Origin of the sequence: Thalassospira mesophila, from assembly GCF_002115755.1 — a bacterium.
Taxonomy (GTDB): Bacteria; Pseudomonadota; Alphaproteobacteria; order Rhodospirillales; family Thalassospiraceae; genus Thalassospira; species Thalassospira mesophila.
On sequence record NZ_JFKA01000001.1, the window covers coordinates 602,896 to 626,497 of the forward strand.

At 54.6% G+C, this 23,602-nt stretch carries 22 protein-coding genes; 19 read left to right on the forward strand and 3 right to left on the reverse strand.

Translation table 11 applies throughout. The features are described from left to right. Positions 1–32: 32 nt before the first annotated feature. The 5 genes from TMES_RS02775 to TMES_RS02795 all read left to right on the forward strand — a co-directional run bounded on the left by TMES_RS02775 (position 33) and on the right by TMES_RS02795 (position 5,425). Positions 33–512, forward strand: coding sequence for a nucleoside deaminase (locus TMES_RS02775; protein WP_245835180.1), 480 nt, complete (start codon positions 33–35; stop codon positions 510–512). Between the two features lie 131 nt (positions 513–643). Then, the gene (locus TMES_RS02780; RefSeq protein WP_085579176.1) at positions 644–2,236 is read left to right on the forward strand and encodes an ABC transporter ATP-binding protein; all 1,593 of its coding nucleotides are present in this window, start codon (positions 644–646) and stop codon (positions 2,234–2,236) included. After that, complete coding sequence (locus TMES_RS02785; protein ID WP_085579178.1) at positions 2,233–3,312, forward strand: ABC transporter permease; 1,080 nt, start codon at positions 2,233–2,235, stop codon at positions 3,310–3,312. Before TMES_RS02780 ends, TMES_RS02785 begins: the two co-directional genes overlap by 4 nt. Beyond that, the gene (locus TMES_RS02790; RefSeq protein ID WP_085579180.1) at positions 3,312–4,232 is read left to right on the forward strand and encodes an ABC transporter permease; all 921 of its coding nucleotides are present in this window, start codon (positions 3,312–3,314) and stop codon (positions 4,230–4,232) included. Before TMES_RS02785 ends, TMES_RS02790 begins: the two co-directional genes overlap by 1 nt. Positions 4,233–4,354: 122 nt before the next feature. After that, positions 4,355–5,425 carry a BMP family ABC transporter substrate-binding protein gene (locus tag TMES_RS02795; protein ID WP_085579834.1) on the forward strand — a complete coding sequence of 357 codons (1,071 nt, stop codon included), beginning with the start codon at positions 4,355–4,357 and terminating at the stop codon, positions 5,423–5,425. An 88-nt stretch (positions 5,426–5,513) separates the two neighbouring features. Here the strand turns inward: TMES_RS02795 and TMES_RS22915 are convergent, their stop codons facing one another. Beyond that, positions 5,514–6,020 carry a hypothetical protein gene (locus TMES_RS22915; RefSeq protein WP_211275855.1) on the reverse strand — a complete coding sequence of 169 codons (507 nt, stop codon included), beginning with the start codon at positions 6,018–6,020 and terminating at the stop codon, positions 5,514–5,516. 174 nt (positions 6,021–6,194) lie between these two features. Here TMES_RS22915 and TMES_RS02805 point away from each other — a divergent pair, with 174 nt between their 5' ends. Next, positions 6,195–7,358, forward strand: coding sequence for a helix-turn-helix transcriptional regulator (locus TMES_RS02805; protein ID WP_158091176.1), 1,164 nt, complete (start codon positions 6,195–6,197; stop codon positions 7,356–7,358). An 88-nt stretch (positions 7,359–7,446) separates the two neighbouring features. Here TMES_RS02805 and TMES_RS02810 read toward each other — a convergent pair whose 3' ends face one another. Continuing rightward, positions 7,447–8,058: a membrane lipoprotein lipid attachment site-containing protein gene (locus TMES_RS02810; RefSeq protein WP_085579184.1), complete on the reverse strand. Its 612-nt coding sequence runs from the start codon at positions 8,056–8,058 to the stop codon at positions 7,447–7,449. Between the two features lie 345 nt (positions 8,059–8,403). Here TMES_RS02810 and TMES_RS02820 point away from each other — a divergent pair, with 345 nt between their 5' ends. The 3 genes from TMES_RS02820 to TMES_RS02830 all read left to right on the forward strand — a co-directional run bounded on the left by TMES_RS02820 (position 8,404) and on the right by TMES_RS02830 (position 11,355). After that, the gene (locus TMES_RS02820) at positions 8,404–8,937 is read left to right on the forward strand and encodes a PAS domain-containing protein (protein WP_085579188.1); all 534 of its coding nucleotides are present in this window, start codon (positions 8,404–8,406) and stop codon (positions 8,935–8,937) included. 24 nt (positions 8,938–8,961) lie between these two features. Next, positions 8,962–10,140 carry a methyl-accepting chemotaxis protein gene (locus tag TMES_RS02825; RefSeq protein ID WP_085579190.1) on the forward strand — a complete coding sequence of 393 codons (1,179 nt, stop codon included), beginning with the start codon at positions 8,962–8,964 and terminating at the stop codon, positions 10,138–10,140. 69 nt (positions 10,141–10,209) lie between these two features. Further along, positions 10,210–11,355: a histone deacetylase family protein gene (locus tag TMES_RS02830; protein ID WP_143589508.1), complete on the forward strand. Its 1,146-nt coding sequence runs from the start codon at positions 10,210–10,212 to the stop codon at positions 11,353–11,355. Positions 11,356–11,431: 76 nt separating this feature from the next. Here the strand turns inward: TMES_RS02830 and TMES_RS02835 are convergent, their stop codons facing one another. Then, entirely contained in the window at positions 11,432–12,346 is a 915-nt protein-coding gene (locus TMES_RS02835) for a LysR family transcriptional regulator (protein ID WP_085579192.1), read from the reverse strand. 317 nt (positions 12,347–12,663) lie between these two features. Between TMES_RS02835 and TMES_RS02840 the strand changes: the two genes are divergently transcribed. From TMES_RS02840 to ureC, 10 genes are all read left to right on the forward strand, one after another. Beyond that, positions 12,664–13,854, forward strand: coding sequence for a urate hydroxylase PuuD (locus TMES_RS02840; protein ID WP_085579194.1), 1,191 nt, complete (start codon positions 12,664–12,666; stop codon positions 13,852–13,854). 455 nt (positions 13,855–14,309) lie between these two features. Beyond that, positions 14,310–15,587: an urea ABC transporter substrate-binding protein gene (gene urtA, locus TMES_RS02845; RefSeq protein ID WP_085579195.1), complete on the forward strand. Its 1,278-nt coding sequence runs from the start codon at positions 14,310–14,312 to the stop codon at positions 15,585–15,587. 129 nt (positions 15,588–15,716) lie between these two features. After that, a complete protein-coding gene (urtB, locus tag TMES_RS02850; protein WP_245835181.1) occupies positions 15,717–17,411 on the forward strand; it encodes an urea ABC transporter permease subunit UrtB in 1,695 nt (564 codons plus the stop codon). Between the two features lie 3 nt (positions 17,412–17,414). Then, a complete protein-coding gene (urtC, locus tag TMES_RS02855; protein WP_211275856.1) occupies positions 17,415–18,605 on the forward strand; it encodes an urea ABC transporter permease subunit UrtC in 1,191 nt (396 codons plus the stop codon). Between the two features lie 35 nt (positions 18,606–18,640). Beyond that, the gene (urtD, locus tag TMES_RS02860; RefSeq protein ID WP_085579841.1) at positions 18,641–19,396 is read left to right on the forward strand and encodes an urea ABC transporter ATP-binding protein UrtD; all 756 of its coding nucleotides are present in this window, start codon (positions 18,641–18,643) and stop codon (positions 19,394–19,396) included. A gap of 2 nt (positions 19,397–19,398) precedes the next feature. Then, positions 19,399–20,094, forward strand: coding sequence for an urea ABC transporter ATP-binding subunit UrtE (urtE, locus tag TMES_RS02865; protein WP_085579196.1), 696 nt, complete (start codon positions 19,399–19,401; stop codon positions 20,092–20,094). A gap of 170 nt (positions 20,095–20,264) precedes the next feature. Further along, entirely contained in the window at positions 20,265–21,215 is a 951-nt protein-coding gene (locus TMES_RS02870; protein ID WP_085579843.1) for an urease accessory protein UreD, read from the forward strand. A gap of 38 nt (positions 21,216–21,253) precedes the next feature. Beyond that, positions 21,254–21,556, forward strand: coding sequence for an urease subunit gamma (locus TMES_RS02875; RefSeq protein ID WP_085579198.1), 303 nt, complete (start codon positions 21,254–21,256; stop codon positions 21,554–21,556). Between the two features lie 15 nt (positions 21,557–21,571). After that, the gene (locus tag TMES_RS02880) at positions 21,572–21,883 is read left to right on the forward strand and encodes an urease subunit beta (RefSeq protein WP_085579200.1); all 312 of its coding nucleotides are present in this window, start codon (positions 21,572–21,574) and stop codon (positions 21,881–21,883) included. Positions 21,884–21,885: 2 nt separating this feature from the next. Then, positions 21,886–23,595: an urease subunit alpha gene (gene ureC / locus TMES_RS02885; protein WP_085579202.1), complete on the forward strand. Its 1,710-nt coding sequence runs from the start codon at positions 21,886–21,888 to the stop codon at positions 23,593–23,595. Positions 23,596–23,602 lie beyond the last annotated feature (7 nt).

Genomic DNA, 23,602 nt, shown 5'->3' on the forward strand with positions numbered 1-23,602 from the left:
GCCGGGCAGGGCTTTAACAAGGAGAATAGGCTGTGTGTGACGACGCCCGGCATAAACATATGCGCCACGCGGTTGAATTATCGCGCCGAAAAATGGAAGAAGGCTGTGGCGGGCCGTTTGGTGCCGTGATTGTCCGTGATGGTAATGTCATTGCCGAGGGCTGGAACAAGGTTACATCGAGCATGGATCCGACCGCCCATGCCGAAGTTTCGGCCATTCGTGCAGCATGCGAGGCCTTGGGCGATTTTAATCTGGCGGGTTGTGAAATTTACACCAGTTGCGAACCCTGCCCGATGTGTCTGTCGGCAATATACTGGGCGCGGATCGATCATATCTATTACGCCAATGGCCGCGAAGACGCCGCCGCGATTGGCTTTGATGACCAGTTTTTATATGACGAGGTTGCCAAACCGATATCGCAGCGCGAATTGCCGTGCGACCATATTAAAATGGAAGAAGCCGCCGAGGTGTTTGCCCAGTGGGCAGCCAAGGACGATAAAATCGCTTACTAAAAAAGCGGATATAAAAAACGCCTATCTAAAAAAACGCATCGAGACAGTTTGATTACCGGGCCGGGCAGGGGTAAAACGCCACAGGCGTATGTAATCGGATCGCAATCAGGGGGTGGCAGACAGTGACCGCGATGACCGGCAATACCACCGGGGCCATCGAACAACGAACGGGATCAGGGCCGGCGCAGCTTGAAATATGCGGCGTGACCAAGGCTTTTCCCGGTTGTTTGGCCAACGACAATATCAGTTTTCGGATCGAGCCGGGCGAAATCCACGCTCTGCTGGGCGAAAACGGTGCCGGTAAAAGCACGTTGGTCAAAATGATCTATGGCGTGATGCAGGCTGATTCTGGTGATTTGTTGTGGGAAGGAAATCCCGTCACTATTGCCAGTCCGCATGACGCCCGCGAAATGGGCATCGGGTTGGTGTTTCAGCATTTCTCGCTGTTTGAAACCATGACGGTGCTGGAAAACATCGCCCTTGCCATGAACGATGTGCGCGATATGGCGGTTTTACGCCAGCAAGTGGCCGAGGTTGAAAAAACCTATGGTTTGCCGCTGGATGCGGATCGCCATGTTTACACCCTGTCGGTCGGTGAACGTCAGCGCATCGAAATTGTGCGCTGCCTTTTGCAAAACCCCAAACTGCTGATCCTTGACGAACCGACATCGGTTTTGACGCCGCAAGAAGTGGACAAGCTGTTTGAAACCCTGCGTCGTTTGGCCAATGAAGGCTGCGCGATCCTTTATATCAGCCACAAGCTGCACGAGGTTAAGGCGCTGTGCGAACATGCAACGGTGTTGCGGGGCGGCAAGGTGGTTGCCACGTGTGACCCGCGTGCTGAAACCGCCAAATCGATGGCTGAAATGATGATCGGCCAAAAACTGGTGGCACCGGACCGGGGTGTTCGGCCTGCACCGGGCGATGCCCGGTTGGCGGTAAAAAACCTGTCGCTGGTCAGTGATCAGCAATTTGGTACCGATCTTAAAGATATCTCGTTTTCGGTGCGTGGCGGGCAAATTCTGGGTGTTGCAGGTGTGGCGGGCAACGGCCAGAACGAGCTGTTTCAGGCCCTTGCCGGTGAAACCGAAATTCATGGCACGCCCGATTGCATTATTTTGGATAAACAGCCGGTCGCCGATTTTGGCCCGCGCCGTCGCCGTCGTTTGGGGGCTGCCTTTGTGCCCGAAGAACGCAACGGGCATGGCGCGGTACCCGACATGAGCCTGGCTGAAAACGGGTTTTTGACCGCGTTTCGCCGCATGGCCTTGTCGGCACGCGGCCTGATCCGCGAGGTGCCAACCCGCATTTTTGCCGATAGCATTATCAAAACATTCGATGTCCGCACCACCGGTAACAGTGCCGAGGCCGGAAGTCTCTCGGGTGGCAATTTGCAAAAATTCATCGTTGGTCGCGAAATTATGCAAGACCCCGGCGTTCTGGTTATTTCGCAACCCACCTGGGGTGTCGATGCCGGGGCGGCCAGTGCCATTCATCAGGCCTTGCTGGATCTGGCGGCCAAGGGCACGGCGGTTTTGGTGATTTCACAGGATCTTGACGAAATTTACGCCATTTGCGACCAGGTGGTGGTGATGGCAGCGGGTAAAATGTCGGCCGCGCGCAATATGGCTGATGCCAGTATCGACGAAATCGGCCTTCTTATGGGCGGGCTTCATGATCTGGGTGGGGAAACGGCCCCCGAATTGAACGGAGGCCCGAAATGATCCGGCTTGAACCACGGCGTCATCATTCACAAAAAATGGTTTACCTGTCGCCGCTGCTGGCGATTGTCCTAACCCTGATCAGCGGTGCGATTATTTTTGCCTTTATGGGCAAAGACCCGATCGAAGCGCTTTATACCTTCTTTATCATGCCGATTAACAATGCCTATGGCATTGGCGAATTGTTCGTCAAGGGCACCCCGCTTGTCATCATTGCCATCGGTCTGGCGATGGGTTTTCGCGCCAATGTCTGGAACATCGGTGCCGAAGGCCAGCTGACCATGGGCGCAATTTTTGGCGGCGCGCTGGCACTGGCTTTTTATGACAGCACCAGCGTGTTTTTGCTGCCCGGCATGTTCGTCATGGCCGCCATTGGCGGGGCATTTTGGGGTGCAATCCCGGCATGGTTGCGCACGCGCTTTAACGCCAACGAAATCCTGACCAGCCTGATGCTAACCTATGTGGCGACCCTGTTTCTCAGCTATCTGGTCTATGGTCCGTGGCGCAACCCCGAAGGTTTCAACTTTCCCGAATCCCGTGCTTTCCCCAATGCCGCCTTGCTGCCGATTATTTATGATGGCACGCGGGTGCATCTGGGGGCGGTTTTTGCCTTGCTGATTGTTGCGGGTGGCTGGGTTTTGCTGACCAAATCGGTGGTTGGTTTTCAGTTGCGCGTGGTCGGCCAGGCCCCACAGGCGGCCCGCCATGTTGGTTTTCGGCAAAAACGCATGGTGTGGTTTACCCTGCTTTTGTCGGGCGGGCTTTCGGGCCTTGCCGGTATGTTCGAGGTCGCCGGTCCCATTGGCCAGCTTCAACCCTCGATCTCGCCGGGTTATGGCTTTACCGCCATTATTGTTGCCTTTCTGGGCCGGTTACATCCGATTGGCATTTTGTTTGCCGGTTTGGTGATTTCGCTCACCTATCTGGGTGGGGAACTGGCGCAAATCAGTTTGGGCCTGCCCAGTGCTGTGACCGGGCTGTTTCAGGGGATCTTGCTGTTTTTCCTGTTGGGCTGTGATGTTTTGACCAAATACCGTATCCGTTTCGGATCGGCGAGCAAATCCGGGGAGCCTGCATAATGGACTGGATTGTCCCTTTAATCCTTACCGTGATCACGGCTTCAACTCCGCTTTTGCTTTCGGCAACGGGCGAGTTGATTACCGAAAAATCAGGTGTTTTGAACCTTGGCGTCGAAGGCATGATGCTGATCGGGGCCATCACCGGATTTGCGGTAACGGTATCAACCGGGTCGGCCATTATTGGCATTATTGCTGCCGCCATTGCGGGCATGGCGATTGCGCTGATTTTTGCCTTTTTAACGCTCACCCTGATGGCAAATCAGGTGGCCACCGGTTTGGCGCTGACCATTTTCGGGGTCGGTTTTTCCGCCCTTGTCGGGTCGGGCTTTGTTGGTTTTGCCATCGAGCCGCTGCCGTCCCTGCATATCCCGTTTATTTCCGACATTCCTGTGATCGGCCCGATCCTGTTTGGGCAGGATTTTCTGGTTTATCTGTCTATTTTTATGGTGATCGCCTCGGGCTGGTTTTTAACCAAAACCCGTGCGGGCCTGATTTTAAAGGCGGTTGGCGATTCGCATGAGTCCGCCCACGCCATTGGCTATAATGTTATTGGCATCCGTTACATGGCAACGCTGTTTGGCGGGGCGATGTCGGGGTTGGCCGGGGCCTATCTGTCGCTGGTTTACACCCCGATGTGGGCGGAAAACATGACAGCAGGGCGCGGCTGGATTGCGCTGGCTTTGGTGGTTTTTGCCACATGGCGGCCGGGGCGGTTACTCGCCGGGGCTTATATGTTTGGCTGTATTTCGGTGTTGCAGTTGCATGCGCAAAGTGCCGGCATCAATGTGCCGTCGCAATTCATGTCGATGTTGCCCTATCTGGCAACGGTGATTGTGCTGGTGATTATTTCCAGCGACCAGACCAAAATTCGTCTTAATGCGCCTGCCTGCATCGGCAAGGCGTTCCGACCGGCGCAATAACGCCGGCGCAAAATGGGAGGTGCGTCATAGCAATTCTGACGCGCATTGTTGATTGCACGCAATAACAGGTATAAATCCTGTGCAGAGGTTTTAAGGGAGACATTCTTATGAAGGCACGTTTTATGAAGCGCACGGCAGCCGCATTGGCAACCGTGGGCGCAATGGCACTGGGCATGGGGGCGGCACAGGCAGCTGATCCGTTAAAGGTCGGTTTTGTTTATGTTGGTCCGGTGGGTGACTTTGGTTATTCCTACCAGCATGATCAGGGCCGCAAGGCTGTTGAAGAAAAATTTGGCGACAAGGTCAAAACCACGTTTGTTGAAAATGTGCCTGAAGGTGCAGACGCCGAACGCGTGATCCGCCAGTTGGCCCAGACCGGCAACGAGTTGATTTTCACCACCTCGTTTGGTTTCATGAACCCGACGCTGAAGGTGGCAAAGCAGTTCCCGAATGTAAAATTCGAACATGCAACCGGTTACAAACGCGCTGATAACGTTGCAACCTATGCCGCACGTTTTTACGAAGGCCGTTATGTTGCCGGCGTGATTGCCGGTAAAACCACCAAAAGCAACATCATCGGTTATGTCGGTTCCTTCCCGATCCCCGAAGTTGTGCGTGGCATTAACTCGTTCATGCGCGGTGCATGGTCGGTTAACCCCGATGTGAAGGTCAAAATCGTTTGGGTTAACAGCTGGTATGATCCGGGCAAGGAAGGCGACGCTGCCAAGGCCCTGATCGATCAGGGTGCCGATATCATGGTTCAGCACACCGACAGCCCGGCACCGCTTCAGGTTGCTGAAAACCGTGGCATCAAGGGTTTTGGTCAGGCATCCGACATGATCAAATTTGCGCCCAAAGCCCAGCTTAGCGCGATTGTTGACCATTGGGATGACTATTACATCGACCGCGTTCAGGCTGTTATGGACGGTACCTGGAAAGCAGACGACACCTGGCATGGCCTGAAAGAAGGCATGGTCCATATGGCACCGTTCACCAATATGCCCGACGATGTTGCCGCCCTTGCCAAGGAAACCGAAGAAAAAATTGCTTCGGGCGACATCAAGATCTTTGCAGGCCCGATCTATGATCAGGCTGGCGAATTGCGCGTCAAGGAAGGCGAAGTCGCCCCGGACGGCATGCTGCTGGGCATGGACTGGTATGTTAAAGGCATCGACGCCGAACTGCCGAAATAAACCTGCGTCATCATCTTGCCAGGTGAACATAACCCCGGCTTGAAAAATGCTTGCAAAACAGCCCCGTCGGTCATCCGGCGGGGCTTTTTTATGTGTGTTCCGGCGGTTTTGACGGCTGTACGGTTTCTTTGGCAGGCGTTCGACGGGGGTTATCTAGCGCGGCCGCGGCGGCATCGATTGCAGCGTCGAGTTTTTCGGCGTCTGCTTTTGCTTGTTCGTTCGCCTTTTCCTGGGCGCGCGCCATGGCGTTACGGTCTGCATTCGGGTCGGGCAGGGTTTCGTAAAACACCATCTCGGATTGCGGGTGGATCAGCGCGAACAGGGCCGCGCGGATAAACTTTAACTTCACCCGGCGCTGGCGGCTTTGTCCGGCCCATTTTTCGCGAAACAGTTCCATGTCATCGCTGCGTGCAAAATGGATCACCATATCGACAAACGGCGCGCTTTGCCCGGACCGGGGCAGTTCGATATTGCGAATGCCCATGGTCCAGCGGTCATGACGGATATTGCGGTCCAGCCAGTCCATGATCGGCTGGGCCGACTGCCGTTCGTGAATGACAATCCGAAATGGAAAATTCTGAAGATTTTTTTGCATCTGTCCCCCAACGCCCGCTTTGGCCGGTGGGCAATCATACATGAAGCCACTTTAAAAAATGTATAAATCCTTTGCCTTTGAATTCAAACGGTTTATCTGTTTTTAATTTTAACTGGCGGTAGGGGGATTTTCGGGGAAATGATCGGTGAAAGGGAATTTGGCGTTCTGAATTCGATGATTCCTGCATTATACGAGGCAGCGATTTCGCCCGATTTGTGGAAAGAACGCCTTGACTGGTTAACAGGGGTGTTGCGAAGCAAGAACGTTGTTCTGGTGCGCATCGAAAAGATCCGGCCAGAAATTTCGGATTATTCTTTTCATGCCAACAGCTGGATTACCCCGGAAATGACCGGTGAATATCTGCGACTTGGTTTGAATAATAATGACGGGTCGGCCTATTTCCATCAGCTTGATGTGTATGAATTTTCAATTGGCGACGAAATGCGTCACCGCAACGGTGATCTGTCGCCGTCGCGGTTTTACCCATGGCTGGAAAAAAGTACCGGGTGTAATCAGGCGGCGGGGATGTGCCTGTCAAATGAGCCTTCCGGATACGACATTTTAACCACCCATTATCGTGATGACGGGCCTTTTGTACCCCGGGAAGCCGCCGATATGCTGCGGATCATCGGCCCCCATTTGACCAAGGTTCTGGAAATGAACCGGCCGGTCAATCTGTTGCGGCATCGTTATGGGGCATTTCTTGATGTGTTAGACCGTTTGCGGGTCGGGGTGGCAATTGTCACGGCGGGATCGGAACTTGTTATTGCCAACGAAGAATTCACTCGCATCGTTTCGACCGGCGACAGTCTTGCGCTGGGGGCAGGTGCCAGCCTTTCGGCGCGCGATGATCATGACGCACGCCGTTTGCGCGATGCGGTTCTAAAACTCAGTCGCAAGGACAGTTTGGTTGCGACCTCGATAAGTTTACGCCTGAGCAGCCAGATTAATGAGAACAGCGCCTATTTGCTTGACCTGTCGCCATTGCGTGAAAACCGGGGGACGTTTGGCGGGCAATTTTCCGGTGTGCTGGTTACGGTGGTGGATCCGTTCTGGTATACGGATTTAAATGTTGGCCTGATGCGCGATCATTACAATTTGACGAAGGCCGAAATCGACATTTTCGATGCTGTTCTTCGTGGTTTAAGCAATAGTGATATCGCCGATCATTTGGGCAAGGGACGCGAAACCGTGAAATCCCAGCTTGCGAGCATATTTCGTAAAACCGGTGCCAATGACCGGCTGGAACTTGTGCGCCTTGCGGTTCAGTTGATCATTCCGCTCAACGGTGATGGCGATGCTCCAAAGCCGGGGATCGGACGGGCGTTACAAGATTAGCAGGCAGGTTAAGGCCCGGTCGGCGGGCTGAGTGTTTGACCGACCGGGTGTTTTGTCGTGTCTGTTTATGCTGTGTCTTTAATTATGCTTAGCTGGCACCCTGTCCAAGGTCTATGACATAATCTTCGACAAGGCCGCGTTTTTTGTGAACTTTGGTGAATTTGATCGGCCATTTGTTGTCGGGGGAATAAAACCAGCTGCGTGTGTTTGATGCATCTTTGCAAATGACTTCATAGGTCGGGATGGTTTTGGTGCCAACTGTGACCATTGCGGTCCCGGCAACGATGCAATCGCGTGTTGCTGACCATGTTTCTTTGCCGTCTGTGCCTTCAATCTCAAAGGATTCCATCGCACCAGGTTTTAACGGCCAGATATTGCCTTTCCGGATAACGCTTTGCGTGCCGTTTGACCCGGCGCAATTGGTCCATTTGGTATCGGGGCTTATGAAATCTGCCCCCTCTGATGTGCAACCTTTATTGGGGCCTTCGGTGATTTCAAACATCAAACCATCGGCATTTTTGTCGGTAACGGTCAGTGTTTCTTTGTTGCCATTGCGGTAATAGGCATAGGTATCACCAACGGCGATTTCCGGCTTGGCTAGCGACAGCAGGCTGACCTGGCTGTTGCGAACGACGTTGCTGTTTGTCTGGCAGGCCGCAAGGCCAAGTAGCGCGACAAAAGGAATGATCAGTTTCTTCATCAAAGTCTCCCAGGCGTGTAAGACACGGTGTGCAATTTCCCCCGCGCAGATCGTGTCGGGTGTGTTCGATGGTATTCAATGCGATTTTGAAGGGTCGCAAATCCCCCGCATGGGGGATATCGATCGGGTTTTGATGAAGAAAATTGCCAACCTGATGCGCCCTGGCATCATTTTTGGATATTTTTAATCAGATTATTCTAATTTTCAGGGATCTGTTTAGTCTATGTGGTACATGGATATTTTACATTTATACTTCGCGGATATATCGTTACATGATACTTGAGCGAACAAAACTGCCGTCAATTGAAACGGTGGGTAATCGGATAAAAAATCGGGGTAGGATACGTGACTGAAACGCGATCACATGTGCAGCCGACGGGCAAGGAACGGCACTTTGGTGCGGACGAGCTGATTGTCAGCAAGACCGATCTCAAGGGGCGTATTACCTATGCCAATGACACGTTTCTTGACATAGCAGACTACACCGAAGACGAAGTTCTTGGTCAGCCCCATTCGGTTATTCGCCACCCCGATATGCCGCGCTGTGTTTTTCACCTACTTTGGTCCGAGATCGAAGCCGGGCGCGAAATTTTTGCCTATGTCGTTAATATGGCAAAAAACGGCGATCATTACTGGGTTTATGCCCACATCACCCCCAGCTTTGACCAGCATGGTAAAGTCACGGGTTACCATTCCAACCGTCGGGTACCCGAGGCGGGGGTCGTTGAAAAATCGATCAAACCCCTTTATGCCGAACTGCGCAAGATTGAAGAAAGCCAGCCCAGTCGCAAGGAAGGCATGCTGATGGCCGGGCGCGCCATGGCGCAAAAGGTCAAGGATCTTGGGCTTGAATATGATCAGTTCGTCCAAAGCCTGTAAAAACTCTAACGCCGAGGTTTGAATATGTCCCTGTTTGGCGGGTCTACGAAGTCGGGAATTCAAAAGGCGCTGGAGGTTGTCGATGCGGCAGCAAATGGCGACTATGAAGCCCGGATTACCCATATTGACAGTCACCCGCAGATGCGTGACCTGTTTAATGCCATCAACCGCCTGATCGACCGCAATGATGCGTTTCTGCGCGAAAGTGCGGCATCCATGGCGGCCGTTGCCGAAAACCGTTATTACCGCCGCATTGTCGAAACCGGCCTTGTCGGTGCTTATTTAACATCGGCGCGCGAAATTAACGCTGCCACCGGCATGATCGAAAAAAAGCTGGGCGGTTTTCAAAAAGTTGTCGATGAATTTCGCAGCGGATCGTTCGATGCGGTGGACCGCATTGCCCAGGCATCGGTCGCCCTTGAAGGCGCATCGGATGATGCCAGCCGCATCGCCCACGAAACCAGTACGCGTTCGACCAATGTTGCCGCCGCTGCCCGCCAGACGGCCGATAACGTGACCGGTGTTTCTGCCGCGTCCGAGGAACTGAACCATTCGATCCGCGAAGTCCGCGAGCAGGCCCGGGAATCGGTTGATATTGCGCACCGCGCCAATGGTCTGGCGCGTGAAACCGATGGCCGGATCGGCCAGCTTGAAACTGCTGCGGTCGAGATTGTTGAAGTTGTCAGCTTTATTCGCGATATTGCCGCGCAGACTAACCTTTTGGCCCTGAATGCCACCATCGAGGCGGCGCGCGCAGGCGAAGCCGGCAAAGGCTTCGCCGTGGTCGCCAACGAGGTCAAAGGTCTTGCCAACCAGACCAGCAAGGCGACCGAAAGCATCGAGGAAAAAGTTCAGGACATTCAAAATGCGATTGAATTGTCGGTCGGATCGATCCGCGAAATTGCCGGGGTGATTGATGATCTGGCTGCCCGGTCTGATCTGATTTCCACCAATGTTGAAACCCAGACCTCGCTTTCGTCAGACATGACGCACAATGTTGAACAGGCATCGGGCGGGGCGCGCGAAGTGACCGATAACATCACGGCGGTTTCAGATATGACCAGCCAAACCGGGCAGGCAGCACAAACCACGCGCGAAATGGCGGCTGATTTATCCCGCCAGGCCGAGAACCTGCGCACCCAGCTAGGCGGTTTTCTCGATAATATTACGCAATTGCTGTATACTTCGGCCCGCAAGAAATAATCTGCAGGCCATATACCGGCGCTATTCTTGAACCGGTCGGACCTCGCGGACCGGTTCAGGGATATGATAATGCGTGTGTTTTTCAATGCCCGTCATGATGCCCATGACGTGAAATCTGAATTTTATCACGGCCAAACCATTTCCGCCCTCGACGATCCCCGTCGCATGGGCATTATCCGCGATGCGTTGGCCCATAAAATCGCAGCCCGGCTTGTCGATCCGGTCGATCATGGCATGGCGGCGATCCGGGCGGTTCATGATGCCCGTTATCTGGCTTTTCTGACCCACGCCTGGCAGGAATGGGTCGCTGCCGGGTTTGATGGTGCCGCTGTTCCCGGTGCGTGGCGTGCCACCACGTCTTATGCCGATGATACCAAATTGTATCAGGGTGATAAATCGTCCGGTATCACCCGCCCTGCGGCCACTCCGGCCCCGGCCACAGTAACCGCCACCACCGCCACCACCGACCCCGCCCATGATCACAGCCACATCCTTAAAAAGCTGGGCCAATATGCCTATGCCACCGACACCCCGATTGGCGATGGCAGTTGGCAGGCGGCCTATTGGGGGGCGCAAACCGCCATTTCGGCGGCCAATGCGGTGATGAAAGATGGCGAAGCATCCTTTTGCCTGGGAAGGCCACCGGGGCACCATGCGCACCGTGCCCGTTATGGCGGTTATTGTTTGTTAAATAACGCCGCCATCGCGGCCCAGCATATGCGCGCCCTGGGGGCAGAGCGGGTGGCGATCCTTGATATTGATCAGGATCACGGCGATGGCACGCAGGATATTTTTTATCAGCGCGGCGATGTATTAACCGTTTCCATCCATGCCGAGCCCGATCACCATTTCCCCTTTTTCACTGGCTATGCCAGCGAAACCGGAGCTGGTGACGGGGCGGGTACCAACATGAATATACCCTTGGCCGCAAACGCCGGTTTTGCCGGGTTTTCAGCCGCACTTGATCAGGCACACCAAAAAATTACCGGGTTTGACGCTGACATGCTGGTGGTATCGTTGGGCGTAAATGCCCACGAGGTCGAACCGCTTGGCACCCTTGGCCTGGCAACGCCGGATTACAGCGCGATTGGCCAACAGATTGGCAGCCTTGGCTTGCGCACCCTGTTTGTAATGGAAGGCGGTTATGCCCATGATGTGATCGGCCAAAATGTCGCGGCGGTATTGGCAGGTTATTTGGGCACTATCGGCGGCTGACCCGGTTGGGTAACGGGCCGAATATTATAATCGGGCTGTTACGTGCCGTGTTCGTTTGCTTGTCTGGTGCTTGAAATTAGCCGCGTTCCCACGGCGGGGTGCCGCCAAATTCACCGACCAGAAAATCAACAAAGGCGCGCACCCGTGTCGGCAAATAACGGTTTTCCGGGTAAAGGGTGTAGACCGCATGGGCGGGCGGGGTGCAGTCAGGCAGAACCACCTTTAATGCGCCCGATGCGATGAGGGGGCCAACCTCCCACATGGATTTAAGGGCAATGCCGTGCCCGTCCACACACCAGCGGGTTAACACCTCGCCATTATCGGAATCCATCGACCCTGAAACCGATAAGGTGATTGGGGTCTCTTCGCCGTCGCGCAGCAACGTCCATTGATATTGCCGCGAGCCGGGAAAACGCAGCAGCAAACAATTATGGTTCATAAGGTCAGCCGGTGCACGCGGTGTGCCATGGCGTTTTAAATAGGCCGGGCTTGCCACCAGAACCCGTTTATTTGCCGCCAGCTTGCGCACGATCAGCGAGCTTTCCTTAAGCTCGGCAATGCGAATGGCAAGGTCGACCTTGTCTTGCAATAAATCCAGTAATCGGTCCGACAAATGCAAGCGGATTTGCACATCGGGGTTTTTTTCAACAAATTTGGGAATAACCGGGGCGACGAACATGTTGCCAAAGGCCACAGGGCAGGTAACGGTAACCGGGCCACGGCTGTTGTTTTTCTGGTTGGCAATGGCGTTTTCGGCTTCTTCCATTTCGGCCAGAATGCGCTGGCAATGGCGATAATAAATATCGCCTTCGGTCGTCAGGCCAACCCGGCGCGTGGTGCGGTTTAACAGGCGCACACCCAACCGTTCTTCCAGCCTTGCAATGCGGTTTGACACCACGGCGGCCGAATGGCGCAATTCACGCCCGGCAGCCGAAAGATTGCCCAGTTCGGCAACGCGCACAAAAATCTGGATGTCCTCGAAATCGGACATGGGGCTTTGCTTTCACTCTTGTTGGTTTACGCCCGGTTCTATCGGGGCGCTGTTACGGTCGGGCTTTTGTTTTGCTGCGGGGGCGAAGCCGTTATCGCAATTTCACTGTGCCATTTTAAAAAATGTCTTGAAAGTCATTTCGATTATGCCCGCTTCCTAAATAATAGAGCCGCCGCCAACCCTGTGTTAGGAAAATAGGGATTGTAAGAATTCTGAAAATTCGCGTCATAATATGCTGCAAGGCAAAATCAGGGACGGGGACCGGGGCCGCGATTATCATCGCCACGCCAACCCGGTAAGAGAGAGGAACCAAACAGGTGGATATTCTGTTTCAGGACTGGATCAATCTGATCCTGCGCTGGGCGCATGTGATTACCGGGATCGCGTGGATTGGATCGTCGTTTTATTTTGTCTGGCTGGATTTGTCGCTGCGCAAGCGCCCGGGCATGGATGATGGCATTTACGGCGAAGCCTGGATGGTGCATGGCGGTGGTTTTTACCACGTTAATAAATGGATGGTCGCGCCCACCACCATGCCCGACGATTTGCACTGGTTTAAATACGAAGCCTATTTTACCTGGCTGACTGGTTTTGCCCTGCTGGTGACGATGTATTACTGGAGTGCGGAATCCTACCTGATTGATCCATCGGTGATGCCAATGAGCAAATGGGATGCGATCCTGACCGGGTTGATCAGCCTGATCGCCGGATGGTTCATTTATGATCTGATTTGCAAAAGCCCGATTGGCCGGAAAACCGGCACCCTGGCCGTGGCCCTGTTTATCCAGATCATGGCATTCGCCTGGATGTATACCCATGTCTTTAGCGGACGTGGCGCGTTTATTCATGTCGGCGCGCTGATTGGCACCATGATGGCCGCCAACGTGTTTCGCATTATTATCCCCAACCAGAAAAAGGTTGTGGCATCGCTTATGGCGGGTGAAAAGCCCGACCCCGCACTGGGCCTGCAAGCCAAACAACGTTCCACCCACAATAATTACCTGACGCTGCCGGTGCTGGCGATGATGATCAGCAACCATTACCCCATGACCTATGCCCATGATCAGGCGTGGGTGGTGATTGGTTTGATCCTGATTGTCGGCGGGCTGGTGCGGCATTTTTTCAATACCCGCAATTCGGGCGGGACCGGCAAGGCGATTGCCTGGCAATTGCCCGCCGCAGCGGTGTTTATGGCCATACTGGTGGTGTTTGTATCATACGACCCCAGCGCCCCGCGTGATGGCGACATTATTTCGTCAAACGAAGCGATGGGTATTGTTCAAACCCGCTGTGCGGTTTGCCATTCCGCCCACCCGACCGAGGATGGTTTCGACGCCGCCCCGGCCGGGGTGATGTTTGATACTCTCGACCAGGTGCATACCAATGCGCAGCGCATGATGGCGCAGGCGGTGATTGGCAAATCCATGCCGCTGGGAAACCTTACCGAAATGACCGACGAAGAACGGGCAAAGCTGGGCCAGTGGATCCGGGCGAAAATGCCGGAATGATGTGCTGCCCGTGATGAGTGTCCCTGTCGTGTGGGGCAAGCGGAGTTTTGGCAATACCGGGCGGCTGTGATGGCCGCCTTTTTCGCGCCACCTGCTGCGTTTTGGGGCGGGCATAATATGAATGCACCCCGCCAGGGCAAACTGACGGGGTGCGAGGTATTGTGGTGCAATAACCCCGGTGGAGGCCGAAACCTCCGGGCGGTGGGATACCCCCGTTGACGGGGCCGGTCAAGCATCTTTAGGTTGATTAAAAAACAGTCAAAAAAACACATTTGAACGAAAAACAGTCACCAAAAGGGCTGTTGACGCAATAATTTTCTACCAAATGGCGATGTACTATCGATAAATTGCGTTGAGACTCTGCGATTTTTTAGATTTTGTTTAATATTTCAAAATTTGGCATGATTTTGGCTAGTACCGCTGCGGTGCAATAAACTCGCAGTGGAGGCTACAAAATGAATAAGACGCTTCAGACGATCGTTGGCGCGGGGGCGCTGGCGTGGTCAGCAATGGCCATGACGCCGGCGCAAGCCGCCGACGATACGATCAAAATTGGCGTTCTGCACTCTCTCTCGGGAACGATGGCGATTTCGGAAACCACGCTAAAGGACACGGTCCTGATGCTGGTGGATGACATCAACAAAAAAGGCGGCCTTCTGGGCAAAAAGGTCGAAGCTGTGGTGGTTGACCCGGCTTCGGATTGGCCGCTTTTTGCCGAAAAGGCGCGTGAACTTCTGGAAAAAGACAAGGTTGCGGCGGTTTTTGGTTGCTGGACCTCGGTTTCGCGCAAATCGGTCCTGCCGGTATTTGAAGAAGATAACGGCCTGTTGTTCTATCCGGTGCAGTTTGAAGGCGAAGAAAGCTCGCGCAACGTGTTTTATACCGGGGCTGCCCCCAACCAGCAGGCAATCCCCGCAGTTGACTATTTGATGAGCGAAGACGGCGGCAGTGCAAAACGTTTTGCCCTGCTTGGTACCGACTATGTTTATCCGCGTACCACCAACAAGGTTCTGCGTGCGTATCTGCACAGCAAGGGCGTTGCCGATGAAGACATTATGGAAAACTACACGCCATTTGGTCATTCCGACTGGCAGTCCATTGTTGCTGACGTAAAAACCTTTGCATCGGCGGGTAAAAAAACCGCTGTTGTTTCGACCATCAATGGCGATGCCAACGTGCCGTTCTATAAGGAACTGGCAAATCAAGGCATCAAGGCGGAAGACATTCCCGTTGTTGCCTTCTCGGTTGGTGAAGAAGAACTGGCCGGTCTTGATACCACGCCGCTGGTCGGCCATCTTGCCGCCTGGAACTATTTTGAAAGTGTCGACACCGAAGCCAATGCTGCCTTTATCAAAAAATGGCATGCTTATATCGGTGATGACAAACGCGTAACCAATGACCCGATGGAAGCCACCTATATCGGTTTTACCATGTGGGCCCATGCGGTTGAGCAGGCCGGCACCACCGATGTGGATGCCGTTCGCCAGGCCATGTATGGCCAGAAAGTACCGAACCTGACCGGTGGTGTTGCCGTCATGAACACCAACCATTACCTGTCCAAGCCGGTTTTGATTGGCGAAGTGCAGGATGATGGCCAGTTTGATACCGTTTGGAAAACCGACGGCGTTGTTGTTGGCGATTCCTGGTCAGATTACATCCCCGAAAGTGCCAAGCTGACGGCGGACTGGACCTATCCCTGGGTCTGCGGTAACTGCGAAAAACCGAAATATTAATCATGACAACCGGGCCGGGTGCAACATGCATTCCGGCCCGTTTTGCTGGTGCGCGGCAAGGCACGATGTTTTGCCGCTGCCCTTTGAATTTGCCGATATATTTGAATGCGCGATGCGAAGGCTTTGATCATGCGTCAAGATTTTTCCCCGCCTGCGCCGGGCCGGATGCCCCATCATTCTTTCCGCCGTTTTTTCCTGCCCCTGTTTGCCATTATGGTCCTGATGCTGGTGGCACTGGCCCCGCAACAGGCATCTGCGTTTAGCGATGAACAGCTGCGGCAAAATGCGGAACAGTTAAACGCCAAAAGTTCGACCAAAAAGCTTGATGTCATTGAAAAAATGGCCGCCGATGGCGACCCGCGCGTGGCCGCAATCCTTGAAGCGATGCTCGATGGCGATCTTTATGCCAGCAAGGCCGATGACAAGGTTGTTATTGGCAAAAAGCAGGGCAAAGTCTGGCAGCATATTGATGTTGTCAGCGGTGCGGTAACGGGCGAAAGCGGATCGGCCGATCTTGATAAAATACGGATTAATAACCGTCTGCGCGGGGCGCTTCGCGATGCGCTGGCGACCCTGAATTTATTCAGCCCCGACCTGGCAATCCGCCGGGCGGCGGTGGAAACCGTGATGGACACGCGCGACCCGGCCATGGCGCCGTTGTTGCAGCGTGCGATTGAGCGCGAAAGCAACCCCGACTTATTGGCCCGCATGGAACTTGCCAAGGCCACCATGGCGCTGGCAGCGGGCGAAACATCGCAAGAACGGCTTGATGCCATTGATATTCTGGCAAGCCAGACCACACCGCAAATTCGTGCGGTTCTGTTGCAGTTTGTTAATGCTGCCGAAGCCGAAAACTATGACCCCAAAGTGGTTGCTGCGGCCAAGGATGCGGTGGCGTCGGTCGAAAGCCGGTTAAAGATGTGGCAGACCGGCGGTGACGTTTATCGGGGCATCAGCCTGGGGTCGGTTTTGTTGCTGGCCGCGGTGGGGCTGGCGATTACATTCGGGGTGATGGGCGTCATTAACATGGCGCACGGCGAAATGATCATGATTGGTGCCTACACCACCTATGCGGTGCAGCAGGCATTTCTGGTGTTTTGGCCTGCTGGTATTGGCTGGTCGCTGGCAGTGGCAGTGCCCGTGGCATTTCTGGTCTCGGGCGGCGTTGGCGTGGTGGTTGAACGCCTGATCATCCGGTTTTTGTATGGCCGGCCGCTGGAAACCTTGCTGGCAACCTGGGGGCTTAGCCTGTTTTTGCAGCAGGCCATTCGCAGCATTTTTGGCGCAAGCAACCGCCAGGTCGTCGCACCCGATTTCATGAGCGGCGCCATCGAATTTTCGACCGGGCTGGTTCTGACCTATAACCGGCTGTGGATTATTTTGTTTAGCCTGATCGTGGTGGGCGGCATTGCCGCTGTGCTGCGCTATACCGCCTTTGGCCTGCAAATGCGCGCCGTAACCCAGAACCGCCGCATGGCGGGGTCGGTGGGTATTCGTACCGGCTATGTCGATGCGCTGACCTTTGGTCTGGGTTCGGGCATTGCCGGGATTGCCGGTGTCGCGCTCAGCCAGATCGACAATGTCAGCCCTAATCTGGGGCAGGGCTATATCATCGACAGTTTTATGGTAGTGGTGTTTGGCGGCGTGGGCAACTTGTGGGGCACGGTTTTAGGCGCGTTCAGTTTGGGGATTGTGAACAAGTTTCTGGAACCGGTTGCCGGGGCGGTGTTGGCAAAAATCTTTGTTCTGGTTGCCCTTATCCTGTTTATCCAGAAACGTCCCAAAGGGTTGTTTGCCCTTAAGGGCCGCGCGGTGGAGGCCTGATCCATGACCGACTATCGCCAAAAATATAAAATGACGCCGGTGCTGGGCTGGTTGTTGCAGGACCGTGGCGGCATGATTTTGCTGGGCATTCTTTTGGCCGGTAGCATCCTGATCCCGATTGGCAATTTGATGTTTCCCGAAGGATCGGCTTTTCATGTGCCAACCTGGGTGTTGGGGCTTTTGGGCAAATATCTGTGTTATGCCCTGCTGGCCCTTAGTGTTGATTTGATCTGGGGTTTTTGCGGCATTTTAAGCTTGGGCCACGGGGCATTTTTTGCGCTTGGCGGCTATGCCATGGGCATGTATCTGATGCGCCAGATCGGTGATCGCGGCGTTTACGGCGACCCGGTATTGCCCGATTTTATGGTGTTCCTGAACTGGAAGGAACTGCCATGGTACTGGTACGGGTTTGATCATTTCAGTTTCGCCATCCTTATGGCAATGCTGGTTCCCGGTGTGCTGGCCTTTGTGTTCGGGTTTCTTGCCTTTCGATCGCGCGTCACCGGGGTTTATCTGTCGATCATTACCCAGGCCATGACCTATGCCTTGTTGCTGGCATTTTTCCGCAACGATATGGGCTTTGGTGGCAACAATGGCCTGACCGATTTTAAGGATATTCTGGGTTTTGATCTGCAATCGGATCAAACACGCTGCGTTTTGGTGGTCGCCTCGGCCCTGATGCTGGCGATCTGTTATCTGGTGTCGCGCGGGATAACCCAATCGCGGTTGGGCAAGGTTTTAATTGCCATTCGCGATGCCGAAAGCCGGGTGCGCTTTACCGGTTACCGGGTTGAATATTACAAGCTGTTTGTTTTTACCGTATCGGCTGTGATGGCCGGGATTGCGGGCGCGCTTTATGTGCCGCAAATCGGTATTATCAACCCCGGTGAATTTGCCCCGGCAGCCAGCATCGAGGTTGTGATCTGGGTGGCGGTTGGCGGGCGTGGCACGCTTTATGGCGCGGTGTTAGGCGCGTTTATTGTGAATTACGCCAAAACGTTCTTTACCGGTGTGATGCCCGATTTCTGGCTGTTTTTCCTGGGCGGGCTGTTTATTGCCGTGACCCTGTTTTTGCCCAAGGGCGTTATCGGCGCGATCCCGGCATTTGGGGCCGCTAACGGCGGACCGGGCGCACCTGGCAACTGGCGGGACCGGCTGGCATCGTGGCGTGCCAATCAGGGGGGCAAGGCATGAGCACGGCAGAAGAACTGTTATCGGAAGAAAGCCGGATGATCCAAAGCGAAAAAGCCGCGACGATTTTATATGTCGATGGCGTTTCGGTGACGTTTGATGGTTTTCGTGCGCTCAATAACCTCAGCTTCTATGTGGAACCGGGCGAGCTTCGCGCCATTATCGGCCCTAATGGCGCGGGTAAAACCACGATGATGGATATTATCACCGGCAAAACCCGGCCCGATAGCGGCGATGTGCTGTTTAAAAGCGAAGTTGATTTAACCAAACTTGACGAAGCCGATATTGCCAATCTGGGCATTGGCCGCAAGTTTCAAAAACCCACCGTGTTTGAAAGCCATACGGTTTTTGACAATCTGTTACTGGCCTGTTCGGGCGGGCGCGGGGTATTTCAGGCACTGTTTCACCGGCTTGGCAACCGTGAAAAACAGCGGATTGAGGAAACTCTGGCCACCATTCGCCTTGGCGATGCGCGTGAGACGCTGGCGGCCAATTTATCGCACGGGCAAAAGCAATGGCTGGAAATTGGCATGTTGCTGATGCAGGAACCGCAATTGTTGCTGGTTGATGAACCTGTGGCGGGCATGACCGATTCTGAAACCGAACAGACCGCGATTTTACTGCGCGAAATCGCCAAAACCCGGTCGGTTGTGGTGGTGGAACACGATATGGAGTTTGTTCGCGATCTTGATTGCAAGGTGACGGTGTTGCACGAGGGATCGGTTCTGGCCGAAGGGCGGTTAGACAGCGTGCAAAAAGACCCGCGTGTTATTGAAGTTTATCTGGGGCGCTGATCATGCTGAGTGTTGAAAACATCGATCTTTATTATGGGGCGTCCCATGCGCTGCGCTCGGTTTCGCTGACGGCGGAAACGGGTAAGGTAACGGCAGTTCTGGGCCGCAATGGTGTCGGTAAAACATCCTTGATGCGCGCTGTTGTTGGCCAGCATCCGATTGCCAGCGGTGATATTGTCTGGGAAGGCAAAAAAATATCGCGCGATCCGTCATGGAAGCGGTCTGCCGCCGGAATTGCCATTGTGCCGCAAGGGCGCGAGGTTTTTCCGCTTTTGACCGTGAAGGAAAACCTGGAAACCGGATTTGCGGCGTTGCCCCGGCCCCTGCGCCATATCCCCGACGAGATTTTTGATCTGTTTCCGGTTCTGCGCGACATGCTGGGGCGGCGCGGCGGCGATTTGTCGGGCGGGCAGCAACAACAGCTTGCGATTGGCCGCGCCCTGGTGACGCGCCCCCGTTTGTTGGTGCTAGATGAGCCAACCGAGGGGATCCAGCCTTCAATCATCAAGGATATCCAGCGGGTGATTAAACAATTGGCAGATCGCGGTGACATGGCGATCTTGCTGGTCGAGCAATATTTTGATTTTGCACATGAATTGGCAGATGAAATCATTGTGCTGGAACGTGGTGAAGTGGTGCTGGCGGGGGCGAAAAACGATTTGGACCGCGAAAATGTCCGCACCTATCTGACCGTTTGATCAGCATTTGCCTAATTTTCGCGCATGAAAATTGGCTGTGCTTGTGTGCCTGTGCGACCAAAACCGCCGGTTTCTGGTGATGTTGGCGTGTTTCTGTTTCTGGCCCGCATTTTGCTAATACAGGCCCTGCTGCTGTTGGTAGCAAAGTTGAATTAGCGTTGGGTGGGCCTGTGCAATTAGGCAAGATTGAAAGTTCCGCGCTTGACGACGCTGTGTTTTCGCCAGCGGTGCAGCCTGATGTTCGGGCTGTTAACGCGCAATCGGTTCGCGCATCGCGCCCGATTGTGACCAACGGGCGCGCGGATGTTTCGTTTAAGGCCGTACACCGCCCCGGTCAGCCGTCGGCACTGGACCATTTATTTTACCGCGACCCGATGAAAATACTGTTTCCGCGTGCCCAGCCCGGCGATATCAGCCAGGCGGTTTTGCTGACAACATCGGGCGGTATGGTTGGTGGTGACCAACTGGCATTTTCGGGCCGGGCGGGCGAAAATACGCAGTTGCAACTGACCGCGCAGGCGGCAGAAAAAGTTTATCGTTCCCTGGGGCCGGATGGCAAAATGACGGTTGATCTGGCCGCCGAAAATGGTGCGTGGCTGGAATGGTTGCCCCAGGAAACGATATTGTTTGATGGTGCGCGTTTGCGCCGCACAACATCGGTTTCTGTTGCGGGGTCGGGCCGGGTTCTGGCCGGGGAAATCATGGTTTTTGGCCGCTTGGCGCGGGGCGAGGTTTTTTCGCACGGTCTGGCGCGCGATGCCTGGGAAGTTTCGGTCGATGGTCGCCCGGTCTGGCGCGATGCGCTGCATCTTGAGGACGATATTTTGCGCATACTGGACCACCCGGCAAGTTTTAACGGGGCGCGGGCAAGTGCCACGGCGATTTTCACAGCTCAAGGGGCCGAAAATCAGCTTGATGTCGCCCGCGAATGCCTGCAAGGCGCTGTGTCGCAGGGTGATGCCGTTTTGGCAGCCGCAACCGCAATGACAAATATAGTTATTGTGCGGTGGCTGGCCGCCGAACCGATGCGGTTGCGCCGCGCCTATGGCGCGTGGTGGGCGATGTTTCGCCATAAGGTCAATCATCTGCCCGCGCGCCTGCCGCGCATGTGGGAGATTTAAGTAATGCAGTACGGCTTGCACGAAAAAGGGAGGGCGCCATGAACCTGATGCCACGCGAAAAAGACAAATTGCTGGTGGCAATGGCCGCAATGGTCGCCCGCCGACGGTTGGAACGTGGGGTAAAGCTGAATTACCCCGAAGCCATCGCCCTGATTACCGATTTTGTGGTTGAAGGTGCGCGCGACGGGGTTTCGGTGGCCGAACTGATGTGCGACGGGGCCACGGTTTTGACCCGCGATCAGGTCATGGAGGGCATTGCCGAAATGATCCATGACATTCAGGTCGAAGCCACCTTCCCCGACGGGGTCAAGCTGGTCACCGTTCATGAACCCATTCGCTAGGCAAGGAGTGCGATTATGATTCCCGGTGAAATTATCACGGCTCCTGGCACCTTGATCCTGAATGAAGGTCGCGAAACCCTGACCATCACGGTGTCAAACACCGGCGACCGCCCGGTGCAGGTGGGCTCGCATTATCATTTTTACGAAACCAACCCCGGCCTTGATTTTGACCGCGAAGCCGCGCGTGGCTATCGCCTTGATGTGCCTGCGGGCAGTGCGGTGCGGTTTGAACCGGGCCAGACCCGCGAAGTCAACCTGGTCAAATATGCAGGCAAGCGTGTGGTTTACGGCTTTAATGGCAAAATTAACGGCGCATTGGGGGACTGAACATGGCCTATGAAATTGATCGCCCGTCCTATGCTGCCATGTTTGGCCCGACCGTGGGCGACAAGGTGCGCCTTGCCGATACCGACCTGATCATTGAAGTTGAAAAAGACTTCACCACTTACGGCGAAGAAGTCAAATTTGGCGGTGGCAAGGTGATTCGCGATGGTATGGGCCAGTCGCAGGCGTCGCGCGCCGAGGGGGCCGTTGATACCGTTATCACCAATGCGCTGATTTTGGATTACTGGGGCATTGTAAAAGCCGATATTGGCCTGCGCGATGGCCGCATTGCCGCGATTGGCAAGGCAGGCAACCCCGACATTCAGCCCAATGTCGATATTATTATCGGCCCCGGCACCGAAGTGATTGCCGGTGAAGGAAATATTATCACCGCAGGCGGGGTTGACGCCCACATTCACTGGATTTGCCCGCAACAGGCGGACGAAGCCCTGTATTCTGGCGTAACCACCATGTTGGGTGGCGGCACTGGCCCGGCGGCAGGTACCAACGCCACCACCTGCACGCCCGGCCCGTGGCACATTGCCCGAATGTTGCAGGCGGCCGACGGGTTACCGGTTAATGTCGGTTATTTTGGCAAGGGCAATGCCACCCTGCCAGCCGCGCTGATTGAACAGGTTAAAGCAGGTGTATGCGGCCTTAAACTGCATGAAGACTGGGGCACGACCCCGGCCACGATTGATGCCTGCCTGTCGGTTGCCGATGACCTTGACGTGCAGGTGATGATCCATACCGATACGCTTAATGAAAGTGGCTTTGTCGAACATAGCCGGGCGGCGTTTAAGGGGCGCACTATTCATACCTTTCATACCGAAGGGGCGGGGGGTGGCCATGCACCCGATATTATCAAGCTGTGCGGCGAAGCCAATGTTTTGCCCAGCTCCACCAACCCGACCCGGCCCTTTACGGTTAATACCATCGACGAACATTTGGACATGTTGATGGTTTGCCATCATCTGGATCCGAAAATTCCCGAAGATGTCGCCTTTGCCGAAAGCCGTATTCGCCGCGAAACCATTGCGGCTGAAGACATTTTGCATGATCTGGGCGCGTTTTCGATTATTTCGTCGGACAGCCAGGCCATGGGCCGGGTGGGCGAGGTGATTTGCCGGACCTGGCAAACGGCCGATAAAATGAAAAAACAGCGCGGTAATTTGCCCGAAGACGGGGCAGGAAACGATAATTTCCGCGCCAAACGCTATATCGCCAAATACACCATTAATCCTGCGATTGCCCAGGGCATTGCCAGCCATGTGGGATCGATCGAGGTGGGTAAAATCGCCGATCTGGTGGTGTGGAAGCCGATGTTTTTTGGCGTGAAACCCGATATGATTTTGAAGGGCGGCATGATCATGGGGGCGGCGATGGGTGACCCGAATGCCTCTATCCCCACCCCGCAGCCGGTACATTACCGGCCCATGTTCGGTGCCTTTGGCGGGGCGCTGACCAAGTCATGCTTTACCTTTGTTTCCCAGGCCGGGATTGATGCCGGGATTGCCAGCGAATTTGGCCTGCAACGTCAGCTTCTGGCAGTGTCAAATACGCGCAATATCGGCAAAAAGGACATGAAACTAAACAATACCTTGCCGAAAATAGAGGTCGATCCGGAAACCTATCAGGTTCATGCCGATGGCGTGCATTTAACCTGCCAACCCGCCACCGAAGTGCCAATGGCACAGCGTTATTTCCTGTTTTAAGGGGCAT

Coding starts and splice junctions, on each gene's coding strand:
- TMES_RS02810 (WP_085579184.1), bottom strand. CDS start 8,058: ATGAAGAAACTGATCATTCCTTTTGTCGCGCTACTTGGCCTTGCGGCC.
- urtB (WP_245835181.1), top strand. CDS start 15,717: ATGCGTCAAGATTTTTCCCCGCCTGCGCCGGGCCGGATGCCCCATCAT.
- TMES_RS02835 (WP_085579192.1), bottom strand. CDS start 12,346: ATGTCCGATTTCGAGGACATCCAGATTTTTGTGCGCGTTGCCGAACTG.
- TMES_RS02830 (WP_143589508.1), top strand. CDS start 10,210: ATGCGTGTGTTTTTCAATGCCCGTCATGATGCCCATGACGTGAAATCT.
- TMES_RS02875 (WP_085579198.1), top strand. CDS start 21,254: ATGAACCTGATGCCACGCGAAAAAGACAAATTGCTGGTGGCAATGGCC.
- urtE (WP_085579196.1), top strand. CDS start 19,399: ATGCTGAGTGTTGAAAACATCGATCTTTATTATGGGGCGTCCCATGCG.
- TMES_RS22915 (WP_211275855.1), bottom strand. CDS start 6,020: ATGCAAAAAAATCTTCAGAATTTTCCATTTCGGATTGTCATTCACGAA.
- ureC (WP_085579202.1), top strand. CDS start 21,886: ATGGCCTATGAAATTGATCGCCCGTCCTATGCTGCCATGTTTGGCCCG.
- TMES_RS02780 (WP_085579176.1), top strand. CDS start 644: ATGACCGGCAATACCACCGGGGCCATCGAACAACGAACGGGATCAGGG.
- TMES_RS02790 (WP_085579180.1), top strand. CDS start 3,312: ATGGACTGGATTGTCCCTTTAATCCTTACCGTGATCACGGCTTCAACT.
- urtC (WP_211275856.1), top strand. CDS start 17,415: ATGACCGACTATCGCCAAAAATATAAAATGACGCCGGTGCTGGGCTGG.
- TMES_RS02805 (WP_158091176.1), top strand. CDS start 6,195: ATGATTCCTGCATTATACGAGGCAGCGATTTCGCCCGATTTGTGGAAA.
- TMES_RS02880 (WP_085579200.1), top strand. CDS start 21,572: ATGATTCCCGGTGAAATTATCACGGCTCCTGGCACCTTGATCCTGAAT.
- TMES_RS02825 (WP_085579190.1), top strand. CDS start 8,962: ATGTCCCTGTTTGGCGGGTCTACGAAGTCGGGAATTCAAAAGGCGCTG.
- TMES_RS02795 (WP_085579834.1), top strand. CDS start 4,355: ATGAAGCGCACGGCAGCCGCATTGGCAACCGTGGGCGCAATGGCACTG.
- urtD (WP_085579841.1), top strand. CDS start 18,641: ATGATCCAAAGCGAAAAAGCCGCGACGATTTTATATGTCGATGGCGTT.
- urtA (WP_085579195.1), top strand. CDS start 14,310: ATGAATAAGACGCTTCAGACGATCGTTGGCGCGGGGGCGCTGGCGTGG.
- TMES_RS02785 (WP_085579178.1), top strand. CDS start 2,233: ATGATCCGGCTTGAACCACGGCGTCATCATTCACAAAAAATGGTTTAC.